Source organism: Nocardia sp. NPDC056541 (assembly GCF_042794235.1).
Classification (GTDB): domain Bacteria; phylum Actinomycetota; class Actinomycetes; order Mycobacteriales; family Mycobacteriaceae; genus Nocardia.
On the sequence record NZ_JBHTUD010000018.1, the window covers coordinates 121,762 to 138,717 of the forward strand.

Annotated in this window: 16 protein-coding genes and 1 pseudogene; 10 read left to right on the top strand and 7 right to left on the bottom strand. The window is 66.8% G+C overall.

Going from position 1 to position 16,956, the window contains the following annotated elements; all coding sequences use genetic code 11:
• Positions 1 to 9: 9 nt before the first annotated feature.
• Positions 10 to 549 carry a tRNA adenosine deaminase-associated protein gene (locus ACFQ9R_RS27760; RefSeq protein ID WP_378994465.1) on the bottom strand — a complete coding sequence of 180 codons (540 nt, stop codon included), beginning with the start codon at positions 547 to 549 and terminating at the stop codon, positions 10 to 12.
• A gap of 58 nt (positions 550 to 607) precedes the next feature.
• Between ACFQ9R_RS27760 and ACFQ9R_RS27765 the strand changes: the two genes are divergently transcribed.
• Entirely contained in the window at positions 608 to 1,555 is a 948-nt protein-coding gene (locus ACFQ9R_RS27765; RefSeq protein ID WP_378994468.1) for a prephenate dehydrogenase, read from the top strand.
• A 10-nt stretch (positions 1,556 to 1,565) separates the two neighbouring features.
• Here ACFQ9R_RS27765 and ACFQ9R_RS27770 read toward each other — a convergent pair whose 3' ends face one another.
• The 3 genes from ACFQ9R_RS27770 to ACFQ9R_RS27780 are packed head-to-tail and all read right to left on the bottom strand — an operon-like array spanning position 1,566 to position 5,918.
• The gene (locus tag ACFQ9R_RS27770; protein ID WP_378994471.1) at positions 1,566 to 2,183 is read right to left on the bottom strand and encodes a putative glycolipid-binding domain-containing protein; all 618 of its coding nucleotides are present in this window, start codon (positions 2,181 to 2,183) and stop codon (positions 1,566 to 1,568) included.
• Positions 2,184 to 2,232: 49 nt separating this feature from the next.
• Complete coding sequence (locus tag ACFQ9R_RS27775) at positions 2,233 to 4,092, bottom strand: ABC transporter ATP-binding protein (protein ID WP_378994473.1); 1,860 nt, start codon at positions 4,090 to 4,092, stop codon at positions 2,233 to 2,235.
• Positions 4,089 to 5,918 carry an ABC transporter ATP-binding protein gene (locus tag ACFQ9R_RS27780; protein ID WP_378994475.1) on the bottom strand — a complete coding sequence of 610 codons (1,830 nt, stop codon included), beginning with the start codon at positions 5,916 to 5,918 and terminating at the stop codon, positions 4,089 to 4,091. The genes ACFQ9R_RS27775 and ACFQ9R_RS27780 overlap by 4 nt, the downstream gene beginning before the upstream one ends.
• Before the next feature lie 337 nt (positions 5,919 to 6,255).
• On the opposite strand from ACFQ9R_RS27780, the gene ACFQ9R_RS27785 reads away from it, so the two are divergent.
• Together ACFQ9R_RS27785 and ACFQ9R_RS27790 are read left to right on the top strand one after the other, a co-directional pair.
• On the top strand, positions 6,256 to 7,389 hold the full coding sequence (locus ACFQ9R_RS27785) for a DNA cytosine methyltransferase (RefSeq protein WP_378638684.1): 1,134 nt from the start codon (positions 6,256 to 6,258) through the stop codon (positions 7,387 to 7,389).
• Between the two features lie 80 nt (positions 7,390 to 7,469).
• Positions 7,470 to 7,877, top strand: a pseudogene (locus ACFQ9R_RS27790) (very short patch repair endonuclease); the annotation flags it as partial.
• Positions 7,878 to 7,889: 12 nt separating this feature from the next.
• On the opposite strand, the gene ACFQ9R_RS27795 reads toward ACFQ9R_RS27790, so the two are convergent.
• Entirely contained in the window at positions 7,890 to 8,018 is a 129-nt protein-coding gene (locus tag ACFQ9R_RS27795; RefSeq protein WP_378994478.1) for a hypothetical protein, read from the bottom strand.
• A 147-nt stretch (positions 8,019 to 8,165) separates the two neighbouring features.
• Between ACFQ9R_RS27795 and ACFQ9R_RS27800 the strand changes: the two genes are divergently transcribed.
• Positions 8,166 to 8,846, top strand: coding sequence for a DUF998 domain-containing protein (locus ACFQ9R_RS27800; protein ID WP_378994480.1), 681 nt, complete (start codon positions 8,166 to 8,168; stop codon positions 8,844 to 8,846).
• Here the strand turns inward: ACFQ9R_RS27800 and ACFQ9R_RS27805 are convergent.
• Complete coding sequence (locus ACFQ9R_RS27805) at positions 8,839 to 10,419, bottom strand: esterase-like activity of phytase family protein (protein ID WP_378994482.1); 1,581 nt, start codon at positions 10,417 to 10,419, stop codon at positions 8,839 to 8,841. The genes ACFQ9R_RS27800 and ACFQ9R_RS27805 overlap by 8 nt on opposite strands.
• Positions 10,420 to 10,504: 85 nt before the next feature.
• On the opposite strand from ACFQ9R_RS27805, the gene ACFQ9R_RS27810 reads away from it, so the two are divergent.
• Together ACFQ9R_RS27810 and ACFQ9R_RS27815 are read left to right on the top strand one after the other, a co-directional pair.
• Positions 10,505 to 10,900 (top strand): RidA family protein, encoded by a 396-nt coding sequence (locus tag ACFQ9R_RS27810; protein WP_378994484.1) that lies wholly within the window; start codon positions 10,505 to 10,507, stop codon positions 10,898 to 10,900.
• Positions 10,901 to 11,043: 143 nt separating this feature from the next.
• Complete coding sequence (locus tag ACFQ9R_RS27815; RefSeq protein WP_378994486.1) at positions 11,044 to 11,769, top strand: maleylpyruvate isomerase family mycothiol-dependent enzyme; 726 nt, start codon at positions 11,044 to 11,046, stop codon at positions 11,767 to 11,769.
• A gap of 69 nt (positions 11,770 to 11,838) precedes the next feature.
• Here the strand turns inward: ACFQ9R_RS27815 and ACFQ9R_RS27820 are convergent, their stop codons facing one another.
• Positions 11,839 to 13,017 carry a nitrate ABC transporter substrate-binding protein gene (locus ACFQ9R_RS27820; RefSeq protein WP_378994488.1) on the bottom strand — a complete coding sequence of 393 codons (1,179 nt, stop codon included), beginning with the start codon at positions 13,015 to 13,017 and terminating at the stop codon, positions 11,839 to 11,841.
• A 145-nt stretch (positions 13,018 to 13,162) separates the two neighbouring features.
• Here ACFQ9R_RS27820 and ACFQ9R_RS27825 point away from each other — a divergent pair, with 145 nt between their 5' ends.
• The 4 genes from ACFQ9R_RS27825 (at position 13,163) to ACFQ9R_RS27840 (ending at position 16,697) form a co-directional block, all read left to right on the top strand.
• The gene (locus ACFQ9R_RS27825) at positions 13,163 to 14,212 is read left to right on the top strand and encodes an isopenicillin N synthase family dioxygenase (protein WP_378994490.1); all 1,050 of its coding nucleotides are present in this window, start codon (positions 13,163 to 13,165) and stop codon (positions 14,210 to 14,212) included.
• A 369-nt stretch (positions 14,213 to 14,581) separates the two neighbouring features.
• Complete coding sequence (locus ACFQ9R_RS27830) at positions 14,582 to 15,499, top strand: HNH endonuclease (RefSeq protein ID WP_378994492.1); 918 nt, start codon at positions 14,582 to 14,584, stop codon at positions 15,497 to 15,499.
• A 447-nt stretch (positions 15,500 to 15,946) separates the two neighbouring features.
• Positions 15,947 to 16,297, top strand: coding sequence for a type II toxin-antitoxin system RelE/ParE family toxin (locus ACFQ9R_RS27835; protein WP_378994494.1), 351 nt, complete (start codon positions 15,947 to 15,949; stop codon positions 16,295 to 16,297).
• 64 nt (positions 16,298 to 16,361) lie between these two features.
• On the top strand, positions 16,362 to 16,697 hold the full coding sequence (locus ACFQ9R_RS27840) for a helix-turn-helix domain-containing protein (protein ID WP_378994496.1): 336 nt from the start codon (positions 16,362 to 16,364) through the stop codon (positions 16,695 to 16,697).
• The last annotated feature ends 259 nt before the right edge of the window (positions 16,698 to 16,956 follow it).

Below are 16,956 nucleotides of genomic sequence, written 5' to 3' on the forward strand. Positions count from 1 at the left end.
CCTCGTCGATCACCTCGGCATTTTGTCCAGGACCGCGGCGAATTCGTCGGCGAAACCGAGACGCTGGGCGATCATGCCGAGCTGCTCGTCGGGGTAGAGGTCGGTGTCGGCGATGATGACGCTGAGAACCGGTTCGGGCAGGCCCAGGTCGGCCAGGACGCCCAGGTCGCCCTCCTCCCACGGTTCGACGTCTTCGAGATCGTCGGGGTCGATGTCGGGAATCTCGACATTGAGCGCGTCGAGGACGTCGGCGGCGATGTCGTAGTCGATCGCCGCGGTGGCGTCGGAGACGAGCAGACGGGTGCCGCTCGGCGCGGGACGCAACACGATGAAGAATTCATCGTCGACGTCGATCAGGCCGAACACCGCACCTGAGCTGCGCAAAGCCTTCAATTCGGTCTCGGCGGCCGACAGATCGTGCAGGGCATCGGAGCTGAGCGGGCTGACCCGCCATGTGCCTTCTTCGCGGACCACGGCCACTGCGAACCCTTCGACGTCGAAGTCGTCATCCGACGTCGCCCTGTTCGTGCCCGAGCGCTGTGCTGCCATGGACCAAACGGTAGTCTGTCCCACCCCTAATGATGAACTCGTGTGCCAATCTGTTCGGATGAGCATCGACGAGCGTGGGGCTGTGTGCGTCCTCGGGACCGGCCTGATCGGCGGTTCGCTGCTGCGCGCCGCCGTCGCGGCGGGATACCGGGCGTTCGGCTACAACCGCTCCGAATCCGGCGTCTCCGCGGCGTGTCAGGACGGTTTCGAGGTGTCCGGCGACCTGTCCGCGGTGCTGGTCCGCGCTGCCGAGCTGGACGCGCTGCTGGTGATCGCGGTGCCGATGCCCGCGGTCGAACACCTGCTGGCCGACATCGCCGTGCTCGCGCCCGGGTGCCCGCTGACCGATGTGGTGAGCGTGAAGGGGCCGGTGCTGGACGCGGTGCGAAAGCACGGACTCGAGGCCTTGTACGTCGGCGGGCATCCGATGACGGGAACGTCCCAATCCGGTTGGGCTGCCACTGATTCCGATCTTTTCCAGGGTGCGGTCTGGGCGGTCGGAGTGGACGAGGGAACGCGGGTGCAACCGTGGTCGCGGGTGGTGCGGCTCGCGTTGGACTGTGGTTCGGTGGTGGTACCGGTGCTCGCCGAGGAACACGATCGAGCTGTCGCGCGGATCTCGCACCTGCCGCATGTGCTGGCCGAAGCGCTGGCCGCGGCGGGGGCCGCGGGCGGGAAGCTGGCGCTCGGCCTGGCGGCGGGCTCGTTCCGAGACGGTACCCGCGTCGCGGGTACCGCGCCCGACCTCGTGCGTGCCATCTGCGAGCCGAACGCGACCGCGCTGGAACGGGTGCTCGACGAGGCCATCGAGACACTCGTCACTGCCCGCGAATCCCTGCGCGCGGACAGCCGTCTCGGCGAACTCGTCGAGACGGGTTTCCGCGGCCGCACCGCCTACGACGACCGCACGACCTGGAACATCACCGGCATCACGCCCGGCGCCGGCGACTGGCTCGGTGAACTTCACCGCGCCGGTCGTGACGGTGGGGTGCTCCGCGCGCTCTGAGTACTCGAGATCAGGCGCGTTCGGCCAGCCCCGGGTAGTCGAGGACGAAACCTTCCGGATCGACCGTCAGGGTGGCGCTCGAGACCGGCGAGAGGACGTTGATCCCGTCGGACGCGCTCGAGTAGATGAGCTCGGCCTCCTGCACCAGCAGGTCGGGTAGTCGCACGTAGACGACGGGGACCTGGACGTCGCCGACGGCGTTCTGCAGGCCGAACCGGCGGATCGGCAGGGTGTTGAAGAACGGGCTCAGCACCACGTCGACATCGAGGGCGCCGCCGAAGGTGGAGCGCACGTGCGTGCCGCCCGCGTCGACGAGCCAGTAGTTCTCCTCGTCGCGCGAGATCGAGGCATGGCGTTCACCGGCCGCCGTGGTGGTGCGCAGCGACAACCGTCGCGTCGCACCCGCTTCGTCGGTGACCAGGTCGTACGACGCGCTGAATGCCGGGTGCTCATCGCCGGCGCAGCCGATCATCCGGCCCGCCGCCCTGATCCGATTGCCGTTCACCGTCACCCGCACCGATTCCATGCGGGTGTTGTCGTGGGCACGCCAGGTGAGCACCGCAGGCCACCGGGAGGCAGGTCTGATCTCGGTGGGGCCGTCGGCCGGGCCCGGGGCTGGGGTCGTCACCTCTCTACGGTAAGCGACACCAGCCCCGGCGCTGCACAACACGGGCGCATCACACCAGCGAATCCCGCCATGCGGCGTGCAATCCTGCGAAGCGGCCCTGGCCCGCGATCAGCTCGGCCGGTGCGCCGTCCTCCACGATCCGGCCGCCGTCGAGCACCAGCACCCGGTCGGCAATGGCCACGGTGGACAGCCGGTGGGCGATGATCACGGCCGTGCGGTCGCGCAGCAGGGTCTCCAGCGCGTGCTGCACCAGCCGCTCACCGGGGATATCCAGGCTGGAGGTGGCTTCGTCGAGGACGATCACCGCCGGATCGGCCAGGAACACCCGTGCGAACGCCACCAGCTGACGCTGGCCCGCCGAGAGCCTGCCGCCGCGCGTGCGCACGTCGGTGGCGTAGCCGTCGGGAAGCCCGCCGACGAAGGCGTCCAGCCCCACCGCGCGCGCGGCCGCGGCGACCTCGGCGTCGGTCGCCTCGGGCCTGCCCAGCCGGATGTTGTCGGCGATGGTGCCGGAGAACAGGTATGCCTCCTGCGTGATCATCACGACGTGTCTGCGCAGCTCGACATCGGCCAGGTGGCGCAGATCCACGTCGTCGAGCGTGATGACGCCACCGCTCGGGTCGTAGAACCGGGTGAGCAGTTTCGCCAGCGTCGACTTGCCCGCACCGGTGGCACCGACGAGCGCCACCACCTGTCCGGCCGGGATCTCCAGGTCGAATTCCGGCAGCACCGACGTGGTGTTGTAGCCGAACCACACCTGGTCCATCCGCACCGCACCGGTCGCCCGCTCGAGTGTCACCGGGCGTTCGGGTTCGGCGACCGCCGGTTCCTCCTCGAGCACGCCGGAGATCTTCTCCAGCGCCGCGGCGGCGGACTGGTAGGAGTTGAACACCTGCGCGAGTTCGTCGAGGGGGCCGTAGAACTGGTCGAGGTAGAGCAGGTACGCGGCGAGCACACCGATCGCGAGGTTGCCCTCCATCACCTGCCAGGCGCCGACCAGCAGCACGATCACCGTGGTCAGCTTGCCGATGAAGTTGGAGAGCCCGACGTAGTCGCCCATCCCGCGGACCGCGGTGGTCGTCGCCTTCTGGTACGCCGAATCCTCGACGCCGAGGACCTCCTCGTTGCGATGTTCGCGCCGGAACGCCTGCACCGCCCGCATGCCGCTCATCGACTCGACGAACTGCACGACAACGCGCGAGATCGCCCCGCGCGTGCGCCGGTACCCCGCGCGCTGACGCCGCTGCGCCCACCGGGTGACCAGCACCAGCGGCACGAACCCGATCAGCACGATCGAGGCGAGCAGCGGGTCGAGCCAGATCAGCAGGGCCGCGATGGTCACCACCGAGATCACCGCGCTCAGCGCCTGATTCAGCGCGCCTTCGAGCAGTTCCTGGAGTGCTTCGATATCGCTGGTGAGCCGGGTGACGACCTTGCCCGAGGTGTACTTCTCGTGGAACGACACGCTCAATCGCTGCGTGTGCCGGAACGCGCGCACCCGCAGGTCGAACAGCACCCGCTGACTCAGCGACCCGGAGGCCCGCAGGAAGGCGAACGTGGTGAGCCCCGACAGCAACGTCACCGCGACGAATCCGGCGACGGTCGCGATCATCGGCGTCCAATTGCCCTGGCGGCCTTGGCTGATGCCGTGGTCGAGCCCGTAGGCGATGAACAGCGGCAGCGACACCTTGGCCGCGTTGTCGAGCAGGATCAGGACGAAGGTGAGAATCGCCTGCTTGCGGTAGGGCCGCACCAGATCGAGGAGCAATCGCCGGGATCGCCCGGCCAGCACCAGGTTTCCGGTCCCAGTGACGGCGTCGTCCTCCTTGGCGATACCGCGCCAGTCGGCCGCCAGATCGGACTTCTCCTCCGGCACTTCCTTTTCCGTCGTCACCGTCTCGGTGCTCATGCTTCACCTCCCATCAGTTCGCGGTAGTGGCTGCTCGTGCGCAGCAGTTTCTCGTGGCTGCCCTCGGCGACGATGCGTCCGTCGGCGAGCAGCGCGACGCGGTCGGCCAGCGCGGCGGTGGACGGCCGGTGCGCGACGAGCAGAGTGGTCGCGCCGGAGAGCACCGCCCGCAGCTGATCCTGCACGCGCTCTTCGGTTTCCACGTCCAGCGCCGACAGCGGGTCGTCGAGGACCATGATCCGGCCGTGGGCGGCGGTGTCGCCGGTGAGCACAGCTCTGGCCAGGGCCAGACGCTGACGCTGGCCGCCCGACAGACTCATGCCCTGCTCCCCGATGCGGGTGTCGAGCCCCCACGGCAACGCGTCGACGAATTCGCTCGCCTGCGCGATATCGAGCGCCTGCCGCACGTCGACGTCGGTGGCACGCGCGTCGCCCAGTGCCACGTTCTCGCGCACGCTGGCCGAGAACAGCACCGGTTCCTCGAAAGCCACCGTCACCACCCGGCGCAGCTCCGCCAGGCGCAGCGTGGCGATGTCGACACCGTCGATGGTGATCCGGCCGCCGCTGACGTCGTAGAGCCGGGGAATCAGCTCGAGCAGCGCGGTCTTGCCGCTACCCGTCGCGCCGACGAGCGCGACCGTCTCCCCCGGCCGGATTCGCAGCGAGATCTCTTCCAGCACGGTGTGTTCCGGACCGCCCCCGGATCGCGGGTAGGCGAAGCGGACCCGGTCGATGACCAGTTCCCCGCGCAGCGGATCAGGTAGTTCCGCCGGGTGTGGCGGGTCGGTGATGTCGAGCGGGGTGTCGATGATCTCCCAGAATCGATCGGCCGCGGTGCGCGCCTCGAACAGCTCCGACAGCAGGAAGCCGAGCCAGATGATCGGCCACTGCAGGAACGTGGCCAGCGTGATGCTCGCGACCAGCGTGCCGATCGTCATCGAGCCGTGCACCACCGAGTAGCCACCCACCCCGAGCGACACCGCGATCGACACGGTCGGCAAGGTCACCAACGCCGCCCACAGCGTGGCGTCCAGGCGCACCTTCTCCATTTCCGTGCGCTGCAGCTCGCGCGAGAGCGCGGTGAAACGCGTCCCGAAGAAGCGGCCGCGCCCCAGCGCCTTGAGCACCCGCACGCCCTGCGCCGATTCCTGGGCGATGGTGGCCAGGTCGCCGGACTGGTCCTGCGAACGCCGCGAGGCCACCTCGAAGCGGCGGACGAAGCGCGCGCAGAACAGCGTCAGCGGCAGGGAGGTCACCGTAAAGATCAGTCCCACTTGCCAGTTCATCGCGAACAACACGATCAGCCCGGTGGGCATGATCACCCCGTTGACGATGAGGAACGGACCGGCGAACGCGACGAACCGCCGCAGCACCGACAGATCGTCGATGGCGCGCGAGAGCAGCTGACCCGACTGCCAGCCGTCGTGACGGCCGATCGAGAGGGCCTGCAGTTGCGTGAAAAGCTTGGCGCGCATGGTGATTTCGAACATCGTCGAGGGCTTGGACACCAGCCATCGCCTGCCCCACATACCGAACGATTCGAGTGATCCGAGCAGGAAGATCAGCGCGACCGGCGCCAGCAGACCGACGAAATCGCGCCGCGCGATCGGCCCGTCGACCACCCGTGCGATGACGAGCGGAATCGCGATCGCGGTGCTCGCGGTGACGATCGCCAGCGCGTTGGCCAGCAGCAGCGGCACCCGGTAGGGCCGGAGAAAGGGCAGAAATCGCCGCAGCGACCGCATTCCCCCACTCGACTGCGGCGACGGCCGCTCCGATCTGTCGGCCTCCGATTCGGCGGCCGCCAGCTCTGATGTGACAGACAAAACTCCCCCTTGATGTCCGGTCGGCTGGTTGGTTTTCCGGTACGGACGCCAGGTGATGTTCGCACTCGGGTCCGACAAGTTCGGCCCATCAAGAGTCCCAGAGCACCCCCACCCCCGGCCACCGATTTTCCTCGGCCCGAGCCCACCCGTCTACCCCCTGCCGAGCCACGCGGCATCCGTCGTCGGGAAGGATTCGTTCGCGGCCCGCACCTGTTCAGGGGACCGATACAATTCGCCCCAGGCGCGAGGGAACGGGTCGCTGAAGAGCGGACCACCCGGTGGCCGCTAACCCGAGCGCGCCGGCGCTCCGAAAAACACAGGAGTCTCGTTGTCGCGGATGGTCGGGTTGTTCGCCGGGATCGGCGGGCTCGAACTCGGTCTGAGCAGGCATGGTTGGGCGTCGGAGCTGCTGTGTGAGATCGATCCCGGTGCCCAGGGTGTCCTCGCGGCGCGGTTCCCCGACACCGACCTGCACGGCGACATCACCCGCCTGCGGTCGCTCCCCGCGGGCACCGAGCTGGTCGCGGCGGGTTTCCCGTGCCAGGACCTCTCACAAGCCGGGCGCACCGCAGGCATCACCGGTCGTCGATCCGGCCTGGTCGACGAGGTGTTCCGCCTCGTGCGCAGGCAGCGCGGGCCGCGGTGGCTGTTGATCGAGAATGTCCCGTTCATGCTGCAGCTGGGTCGCGGCGCGGCCATGCGCCACATCACCGCCGCGCTGGAGGAGCTCGGGTACGCCTGGGCCTATCGGGTCGTCGACGGTCGCGCGTTCGGCTTGCCGCAACGACGTCAGCGCGTGCTGATGCTGGCTTCGCGCACCGAGGACCCCCGCCAGGTGCTGTTCGGCGACGACGCCGGTCCCCGCGACTACGGCGATCCGGACTGCGATCCGTGCGGCTTCTACTGGACCGAGGGTGTGCGCGGCCTCGGCTGGGCGGTGAACGCGGTGCCGACCCTCAAGGGCGGTTCCGGTCTCGGCATCGCCAGTCCGCCCGCGGTCCGGTTGCCCGCGGGCGAGATCGTGACGCCGGGGATCGTCGACGGCGAACGATTACAGGGGTTCGACGCCGACTGGACCGCCCCCGCCCTCGATGTTCCCGGCGTGCGCCACGGTCATCGCTGGAAACTGGTGGGCAACGCGGTGAGCGTGCGGATGGCGAACTGGGTCGGCGAACGCCTGGCCGCGCCGTCGGACCCGCTGACCGTGGGAGAGCCGATAGCCGCGGGCCAGCCGTGGCCGAGCGCCGCCTGGGGACACGCGGGTGTCGTGCACCGCGTCCCCCTCTCGACCTGGCCGGTCCACGAGCCCTACGAGGACCTGAAGAACTTCCTCACCGAGCCCCGCCTGCTCTCTCCCCGCGCGACGGCGGGATTCCTGCGCCGCACCGAGATGGGAAGCCTGCGCTTCCCGCCCGGATTCCTCGACGACGTCCGGGATCACCTCGACCGCATGGGCGGCTGGGCGGCATGAGCGCGCGGCGGGCAGACAACCGGGAATCGCCCGACGAGTCCGCCGCCTCGTCGAGGTCATCCGCTGCGCGCAAGCTCGTCACAGACGCCGCCACAAGCGCGCGAATGTCCAAGCAGCGACGCGCTGATACTGCTCCCGAGCTGGCACTACGCCGCGAATTGCACCGGGCTGGCCTGCGCTATTTCGTCGACCGTCCGCCCATCAAAGGTCAGCGCCGTCGCGCGGATGTGGTGTTTCCACGACTGCGCATCGCCGTCTACGTCGACGGCTGTTTCTGGCATCGCTGCCCTGACCACGCGACCGATCCGAAGAACAACGCGCAGTGGTGGGCCGACAAGCTGGCAGGCAATGTCGCCCGCGATCGCGCCACCGACATCGCCTTGACAGCGGCGGGCTGGGCGGTCATCCGGGTGTGGGAGCACGAAGATCCGCAGGCGGCGGCCGAGCGGATCACCGCACTGGTGAAACGCTCCAATCCTGACCGGTGACTATCGAGTTCTTCAGCGACGACGCGGACTGCGTTCGGCGCGAACCCGCACCCGTGCGCGCGACGAATCCGCCGCGACGAATCCGGACACGGCCAGCGCGAGGATCGTGGCAAAACCTGCCAGCGCGATCATGTAGCTCATCGAGGACCTCTCCGTTGGTTACCAAACACCCTGCACGGCGAACCTGACAGCAACCTGTGCGTGCCTGTGATGCCACGATGAAACCACGTCCCCGCTTTCGACGCGCCTGATCCGGGCGGTGGCGGCCGGACACGCACAATGGTCGGTGTGACCGAATTCGCACGGCACACCCGTGGCTACTCGTTGCTGATCGCGCTCGCGATCGCGATCGCGGGCCTGTGCTACTCGTCCTGGCTGCTGGAATTCGCGCTGCCGATCGACACCGACCCGGTCAACGACTTCCTCAGCGAACTCGACGCCGAGGGCAAGCCCTACCGTGAGGTGTTCGGCACCGCCGACACCGTGGTCGGCCTGTTGCTGATCCCCGCGGCGCTGGGTGGACTGCTCGTTTTCCGGCGCCGTCGGCTGACCACGATCGGCTGGACAGCGCTGTTGTGTTTCGGCGCGTCCACCATCGCCGACGCCCTGCTCCCGCTCCACGACTGCGCCCCGGGAGACAGCGCGTGCGGCGGCGACAGCGGACTGTTTCCGCAACTGCATCAACCGCACGCGCTCACGAGCACACTGGCCGTCACCTCGATCGCGGTGGCGGCGTTCGCCTTCAGCGCCGCCGCCTACCGCTACCACCGCTGGCGGATCCTGCGGGAATTCGGTGTCGCCGTACTGGTTCTCGGGTCGGCGGCGACCATCTGGATGATGGTCGCCGACAACCTGTCCGGCTCCTACGCGCTCGGCATAGCCCAGCGAATCCAGGTCGGAACCATGTCGCTGTGGTTACTCGCCCTGGCCACCGCGGTACTCGTCGAAGCCCGCGAGTGGACTACTTGACGGTGATCTTCACCGTGTAGCCGTCGATCTTCGCCGGCAGCTTGGTCGTGTCCACCGCGAGCACCTCGCCGGTGTCCTGTGCACCGTTGGGCAGCGTCTTGGGCTTCAGCCCGAACGGGGGCTGTTCACCCTGGCTGGCGGCCAGGCCGAAGTCGCTGTCGTTGGCGATGTAGATGGTCTTGCCGCCGTCGAGGGTGGCGATGCCCTCGATCTTGTCGTGACCGAAGAACCTGCCCTTCTCGTCGAGTGCGGCGACCAGCGCGGAGAGGTCGAGGTTGCTCTTCTTCGCGACCGGGGTGACGCCCGCCTTGGTCAGCGCGGCGACGGCTTCGGTGGTCGGGGTGACCCCGATCAGCGTCTCCAGGGGCTTGCCGTCGATCAGCAGGCCGCCCTTCTCGGCGTCGTAAGTCGCGCCCGGCACGGCGGACTGCGGGCCGACATCGGTCGCGCCCGCGATGTCGATGGTCCAGATCTTCTTGTCCGACTTGGGCGCGAGGTTGCCGTCACGCTCGTCGACCAGGAACGTGGTGGCGCTCAGCGCGGTGATCTCCGAGACCGCGACCTTCGACTGCTTCGGGTTTTCCAGCGGGTACAGGAATTCCTTCTGCGCCTTGGTCTTCAGATCGACGGTCACGATCCGCGCGAACGGCACCTCCTTGGCCGAGCCGCTCAGTCCGGGGGTGTTGAGCGCGCTCTGCACCACGCCGACCAGGGTGCTGCCGTCGGGAGTGATGGTCAGCCCCTCCATGCCCTGGTTGGGTGTGCGCAGCGCGATCTCCTTCGGCAGGCCGCTGCCGGGCGCGAGCCGCTCGATCTCGGTGCCCGTGGCATCGAAATGCACCAGGAACGGACCGTATTCGTCGGAGATCCAGAAGGTGCCGTCGGCCAGTGCGACGAGGCCTTCGGGATCGATGCCGTGATCGGTGGGCGGCAGGACATTGCCCTGGAGGTCCTTGATGGTCTCGCCGGTGCTCGCCGAGGTGTCGACCTGCCCGTTGAACGGCACACCCGACTTGCTCCGCAGTTCGATGCTCGACTGCAGCACGGCCTGGGTGTCGACCAGCTTGAACCGGCCGATCTTGGGCACGAAATTCGGTGTGGGCGAGAGCTTCTCGTTCTTCGCCGGACCGTCGACGTTCGGGCCGCGGTCGGTGAGCCCGTAGAACTCGTCGGTGCTACCGGGCACCGCGGTCCAGGCCGAGCCGAACCCACTGCCCTGCACCGTGGTGCCACCGAACTCGCCGAGCACCGGAATATCGGTCGTGTAGAGGCGAACCGCGTCGGTGGTGGTGACGGTGAACTGGTCGAGACCGGTGTAGCCGGCGCTCGGGGTGTAGACGTAGGCGCCGTCGGCCCGGCGGGCGACATTGCCGTGCTCGGGCTCGAGGCTGACCCCCAGCACCGCGCTGGTACCCGCCTTGGCGACCAGGTCGTCGAGCGAGATCACCAGCGGCTGGTCCTTGCCCGCGGTGAAGCCGGCCGCGGAGTCCGGCGACGAGCAGCCCGCCACCACGGCGGCGGCGCACAAAGCGGCGGTGAGAGGGAAAAGACGAAGACCTGGACGCACGTTCATTTGCCATGCATACCGTCGCGATCCGACCACGAGACGACCGGGAAATGAATTGTCCTCCACCACGCGGTGGACCATTCTGGCAACCATGACCACAACTCGGGTGAACATTTCCTCAGCCTCCGATTTCGAAGATGTCGTCGGGTATTCGCGAGCGGTACGAGTCGGCGACCAGGTAATCGTCAGCGGTACCACCGCCGCTGTCGCCGGTGGTGGCGCTGTCGGCGGCGACGATATCGGCGCCCAGACCCGTGAGGTCCTGACTCGCATCGCCGCCGCGCTGGAGCAGGCCGGGGCAAGCGTGCGCGACGTGGTGCGCACGCGCATGTTCGTCACCGATATCGCCCGCTGGCCCGAGGTCGCGGCCGCCCATGCCGAAGTGTTCGGCACGATCCGCCCCGCGGCCTCCATGTATGAGGTCACCGCGCTGATCGCCCCTGACCTGCTGGTGGAGATCGAGGCCGACGCGATCATCGCTAGCTGAATCGTCACACGGAGCCGCTCCGGCGATCCGGCGTCGACGGCCGATCATCCCCAGTTGTCCACAGGTTCGGAGTTGTCCACAGAGCAGGTTCGACGCCGTCGTTCTCGCGTCCGCGGCGACGGCGGCGCACTACCCTCGAATCCGTGACCAGCGAAACGGCTACTCCCACCGACCTGCTCGATCAGGTCGCCGCCTCCACCGCGCGCTTCGACGCCGCCATCGGCACCCTCACCGATCCGGCGTTGGCCGAACCGTCCCTGTTACCGGGGTGGACGCGCGGTCACGTGCTGGCGCACATGGCACGCAATGCCGACAGCCTGTTGAACCTGCTGCTGTGGGCCCGCACCGGCATCGAGATGCCGCAGTACCCGAGCGTCGCCATTCGTGATGCCGATATCGAGGCAGGCGCACCCCGACCGCTGACCGTGCAGCACGCGGACTTCACCGCCACCGCACACCGCTGGCAGGCCGTCGCCACCACCATGCCCGCCGCCGACTGGCAGGTCGAGGTCCGCAACCGCCAGGGCGGCACCCTCACCGCCGACCAGATCCCCTGGATGCGCCTGCGCGAGACCGAAATCCACCACGTGGACCTCGACGTCGGCTACACCGCCGCCGATTGGCCTGCCCCCTTCGTCGCGCGGCTTCTCCCCGAGACCATCGCGGACCTCTCCGCCAAACTCCAGCCCGAAGCCACCCCCACCTTCGACATCCAGTCCACCGACACAGATTTCATCGCCACCGTCGGCCCTGGCCGTCCCCACCACACCGTCCTCGGCCCCGCCACCGCCCTCCTCGGCTGGCTCGTCGGCCGTACCTCAGGTAGCGACCTGACCGGCCCCTTACCGCCGCTCCCGGCTTGGAAGTAGTCCCGACAGGGAAACCTCGCGACCTACGAAAGAACCTTCGCTCCAGCACAGTTCGGAGGTTCCACGTGGTCAGCGAATGCCGATTTTCGGGTCGGTGAAGCGGTTGGTGAAGATCTCGCCGGCTGTCAGCGCCGGTGGGATCGCGGCACCGCCTGCCACCAGGATCGGCCGCAGGTCCTCGAGGTTGCGCTGGGTTCGAGCCTGCTCGTAGGTGCCGAAGGAGCCGTCGGCCTCGTTGGCCAACAGGCCGAGCTCGACGAGCTGCTTCGCGGCGAACTCCGCCTCACCTGCCGGATAGGGAGTGAATGCCGGTGTGCGGGACACGATATCGACGACCTTGGCATTGGCGTCGGCTGGTGCGGAGCCGAAGTCGGCGCCGGCCTGCTGCACGATCGGTACCAACTTGGCCAGACACGGTGCCAGTCCGTCGACTGTGTCGGCGCGCACGGTGAGATTCGAGGCATAGGTGTCGAAGCCGGAGTTCTTGATCAGGTCGTAGGCCACCGGCTTGTTCCAGGCACGGGCCTCGTGCTCGTAGACGTACGGTTCCGCGCTGGCGAAACCCTGCTGAGCGATCGTCGGGTCGGCGACGAAGCGGGCCGGGGCGCCGTCGTATCCAGTATCTATCTGCGACTGTTTCAGCAGGCCCTTGGCCACCAGCCACTGCGGAAAGATCTGCTCCTTCGACACCACAACGGGCGCGTTCGAGCGGCCGATGTCGGCGATCGAACGCCAGTCCGGGTGACTCGCCGGATCCCACATCAGAATGGACGGGCTGTACTTCAGCAGCGGCGTGACAGCGACGACAGACTTGGCGGCACTCGCCGCGATCACCTGCTCGCCGTGCACCACCCCGAGCGTGACGGTGTCGTCGACGTACATGCGCGAGGGGACGGACTGGAAACCGATCGCGGGCCCACCCGCGCGCAGCTGCAACCGCACACCGGTGTCCTTACCGCCTGCCACCAGCGGCCCTTCGACCGACTTGGTCTCCTCGTCCACGCGGTACCCGGGCCCGAGCAGCTGGAACAACCCGCCCTGATCGGATTGCGGCTGCCACTGCAGCTGGATGGTGACCGTGTCCGGGCACACCCCGCGCAGTGTCTGCGCGGGCGCCGCGGGTTCGAGCGCGACAGCGGCGCCACCCTGATCCGGGGAATCGGTGCCGCAACCGGCGACGGCGAGCAGCGCCGCCAACAGCACTGCTCCCGAGGTCGCGGCGCGCCTGCGGTGTCGGTGGTTCTGCATGTCGTCCTCCTGGTCGTCGCGCCCTTCTGCGCGATGACTACATGCAACTTGTGGTCGATTTCCGGACCGTTACGTACTCACTACATGTCTGCTCTTCCATCAGTTCTGTAATGCGGAGGCAATACATGCAATAGACCCTGAAGAGATGACGTCCCCGTTCACCGTCCCCACCATCGACATCACTCCCTTTCTGACCGGCACCGACGATGCCGGTCGCGCGGCGGTCGCCGCCGCAATCGACACCGCTTGCCGCGAGGTCGGCTTCATGCAGATCGTCGGCCATGCCATCCCCGACGAGGTACTGGCCGGACTCACCGACGCGCTCGACGAGTTCTTCGCACTGCCACTCGACATCAAGAAGCGCTACCGGCGCTCGACCTCGGAGAACCGTGGCTACTCGCCGCCGAGGTCGGAATCGCTGAGCCTGAGTCTGGGACTGCCCACGGCGAATCAGATGAACGACTTCTACGAGGCTTTCATCGTCGGCACCCAGTCCACCGACTTCCCCGGCCTCGACCTACCCGCGTCGTCGTATGCCGCCAATAACTGGCCCGAGGCCGCGCCGGGCTTCCGTCCCGCGATCGACACCTACTTCGCCCACGCACAGCGACTGTCGCGAATCCTGTTGCGCGCCTTCACCGCAGCCCTGCGGCTACCCGCCGACTACTTCGACACCCTCACCGACCATTCCATCGACGCGCTGAAGATGAACAACTACGCCCTGCCAGAGGGCGAACTGCGTCTCGACGGCGACATGACCGGCATGGGCGCACACACCGACTTCGGCATCCTCACCATCCTGTGGGCCGACCGCGTCCCGGGTCTGCAGGTGCTCGACAAACACGGCCACTGGCACAACGTGCAGCCCGCGCAAGGCGCTCTACTGATCAACCTCGGCGACGCGATGGCCCGCTGGACCAACGACCGCTGGATGTCCACCCTCCACCGTGTCGATCCGCCGATCATCGACGGCCACATCCGCCGCCGCCGCTCCGCCGCCTTCTTCTTCGACGGCAACCACGACGCGGTGATCCAAGCCCTCCCCGGCACCCTCGCCCCCGGCGAACAGGGCTACCCCCCGATCACCGTCGCCGACAACATCAACGCGAAAGTCGCCGGCCTCAAAGGAATAGCCACCCCCGCCCCGACCGCCCGCGAAACCGCCAGAGTCCTGGCAGCGACCAGCCCGGATTGACCACACCTCCCACGAAAAAATCGACCCCGTATCTACAGATACGGGGTCGATTTCGGTGCGCCCGAAGGGATTCGAACCCCTAACCTCTTGGTTGTTCCGTTGCTCTGCGGCTGTCCGCTGGCGTACACGCAAACCTGCTGCTACCAGCGTGTTTTGCGACCGGCGCTACGTGGTTGTCTGCCGTTGTTTGCCCAAATCGCCAGGGGTTTGTAGCGGGAAAGTAGTGGGTGAGTCAGATCCGCCGACCTTGGGAGACTGCTCCCGTAATAAGCCGGAGGTTAAGCATCCGCGGCTGGCATGTCAGACCGTATTCGTACTCTGAGCTAGCGCGGTCCGAGCGGGGTCGCCGGTACGTCACAGGGGGACGAAGTGAACACATGGGCGCTGCTGTCGAAGCTGGAGGGGCGAAGCTGGGAGAGCAACGACGGCTATCCCGATGAGCTCGGATCGACCTACGTCTACGACAGTGGAGTTGCCAACCACCTCCAAGTGCAGGTCGGGGACATGGTGGTCCTTCGCGATTCAACCTCGGTTCACGGTGTTTCGCGCATCGACCGGATCGACTCCGAGCCTGGCATCAAGGTTCGGTATGTGTGTCCGGAGTGCAAAAGGACCGGGCACGTGCCGCGCACGACCAAGTCGCCGAAGTACCTCTGTCGACACAAGGACTGTCGCCACGAGTTCCCCGAACCGCTTCGGTTGGAGGTGCCCGTCACCCTCTACGTCGCCAGCTACGGCGCACAGTGGCAAGCATTGGATGGCGCGCTGCCGTTTCGCGCGATTGAGGCGCTATTGGACGGCGCGCAGCAGAATGCGGTACGACGGTGCGACCCGCAGGGACTGCGCACGCTTCTGGATGGACTCGCGGTGCCGTTGCCTAAGGCTCCGACGCCTCGCTCAACACCACCGAAGGGAGGCCGGCGGCAAGCATTGGTACAAGTTCGCACCGGACAAGGCCCATTCCGCAGGGGCCTGCTGGAACGGTATGGACTGCGGTGCGCAATCACCGGGCCATGTCCGGCCGCGGTGCTGCAAGCAGCCCACTTGCGGGGCTTCGCCAAGCACCAGACACACGATCTGGACGAGGGCCTGCTCCTGCGAACCGACCTCCACCAGCTGTTCGACGCCGGACTGATGGCCATCGACCCCACAACTCGCTCAGTGACGCTGGCGCCTTCACTCGACGGGTACCCGGACTATCAGAAGCTCCGCGGCCTCGTAATCGACGAGGGGCCGTACCTGCCAGCTCTCGCAGACCACTACTACTCCGCCACAGAAGCCTGGTGATGCACCAGACCCCACCGACTCTGACATCACCGCATGATGTTGATGATGGACACCGTTCCTGACGTTTGTGCTGGTGGGCTAGCTATGGCTCGGTGGGCGTGACCTGGGGGTTTCCGGTTTCTGCGTCGGCTGAAATCGGCACCGATTGGCGGCGCTGCGTACCCACTGCGTACTGAGACGACGGACTCTACGAGTAGTGATCATGGTCGGTGTGCAGAGATGGGAGGGCGGTCTTCGTGGCACAGATTTGGCACGTGTGCGTTCAATGAGCAATGGCGATTGACCCACAGGTCGACCGGTAGGCGAGCCCTGGTGAAAGCAGTTTTGGCTGGTTGATTGATCAGTGTTGACATCTGGGTTGATCAAGATCGTTCGCGTCTAGGCACCTAGCAAGGTGTGTTCGGCCACACCGACAACGGGTATATATGATTGTGTATACTGGTGGCTGTGAGGGACACCACTGCCGCCAAACCCGTGGAGTTCGTGGGAAGGTCCCTCGATGAACTACGCGACTTTCCTCCAGAGGCGAGAACAGATGCCGGTCACCACATCTACCTGGCACAACTGGGCGACACACCACCCGGATCCAAGCCCATGCCCGAGATCGGTCGCGGAGTCCGAGAGATCCGCATCGCCGAGAACGATGGCTGGTTTCGGGTCCTCTACATAGCCGAACTCAAGGGACTGGTCTGGGTGCTTCACTGCTTCCAGAAAAAGTCCAACCAGATCCCGAAGACAGCGAAGGACACAGGCATCAAACGGTACAAACTTGCAGTCGATCAAGCTAAGGATCTCTAGCCCACCTCGTCACCACAACTGCAAACCACCACACGTACCCGTCGACTCCCACAGGGGCACCGCTATGCCAACCGAGCAGAACACCCAGCATTTCAAGTCAGTTTTCGATGCCATCGCCGATACGCCAGCGCAGGCTGAGAATCTCAAGGTCAGATCTCGACTGATGATCGCGATCAGCGACCGCATCGATGAGTTCGGGTGGTCGCAGAACGTGGCCGCGCGGAACCTCGGTGTCACACAGCCGCGCATCTCGGATCTGAAGAATGGCAAGATGAGCCGATTCTCGATCGATGTTCTAGTCAACCTCGCGACACGAGTTGGTCTGACCGTCGAGGTGAGCATAGTTCCCATAGCCCCCACAGATTCCGCTGAGACCGCGGCGCCCTGCGTAGCGTGCTGAAACCGACGGTCGCCCCCGACGTAAGTCGGAGGACTGATTTCGTGTTCTGGTCTACCAAAGCGTCACGATGAGCCAAGCGCCGCATCGCCGACGATCGTTCGCAGCTGGCAAAGGATTGGCATAGCCGGCGAACGACCCCCCCAGTTGATCTGGGAGGGTTCGTCGTTGAGCCGATGACGGGAATCGAACCCGCGCCATCTGCTTGGGAAGCAGGCGAATAGGCAGGAATAACAGTCTGACCTGGGCTCGCGGTAGGGCG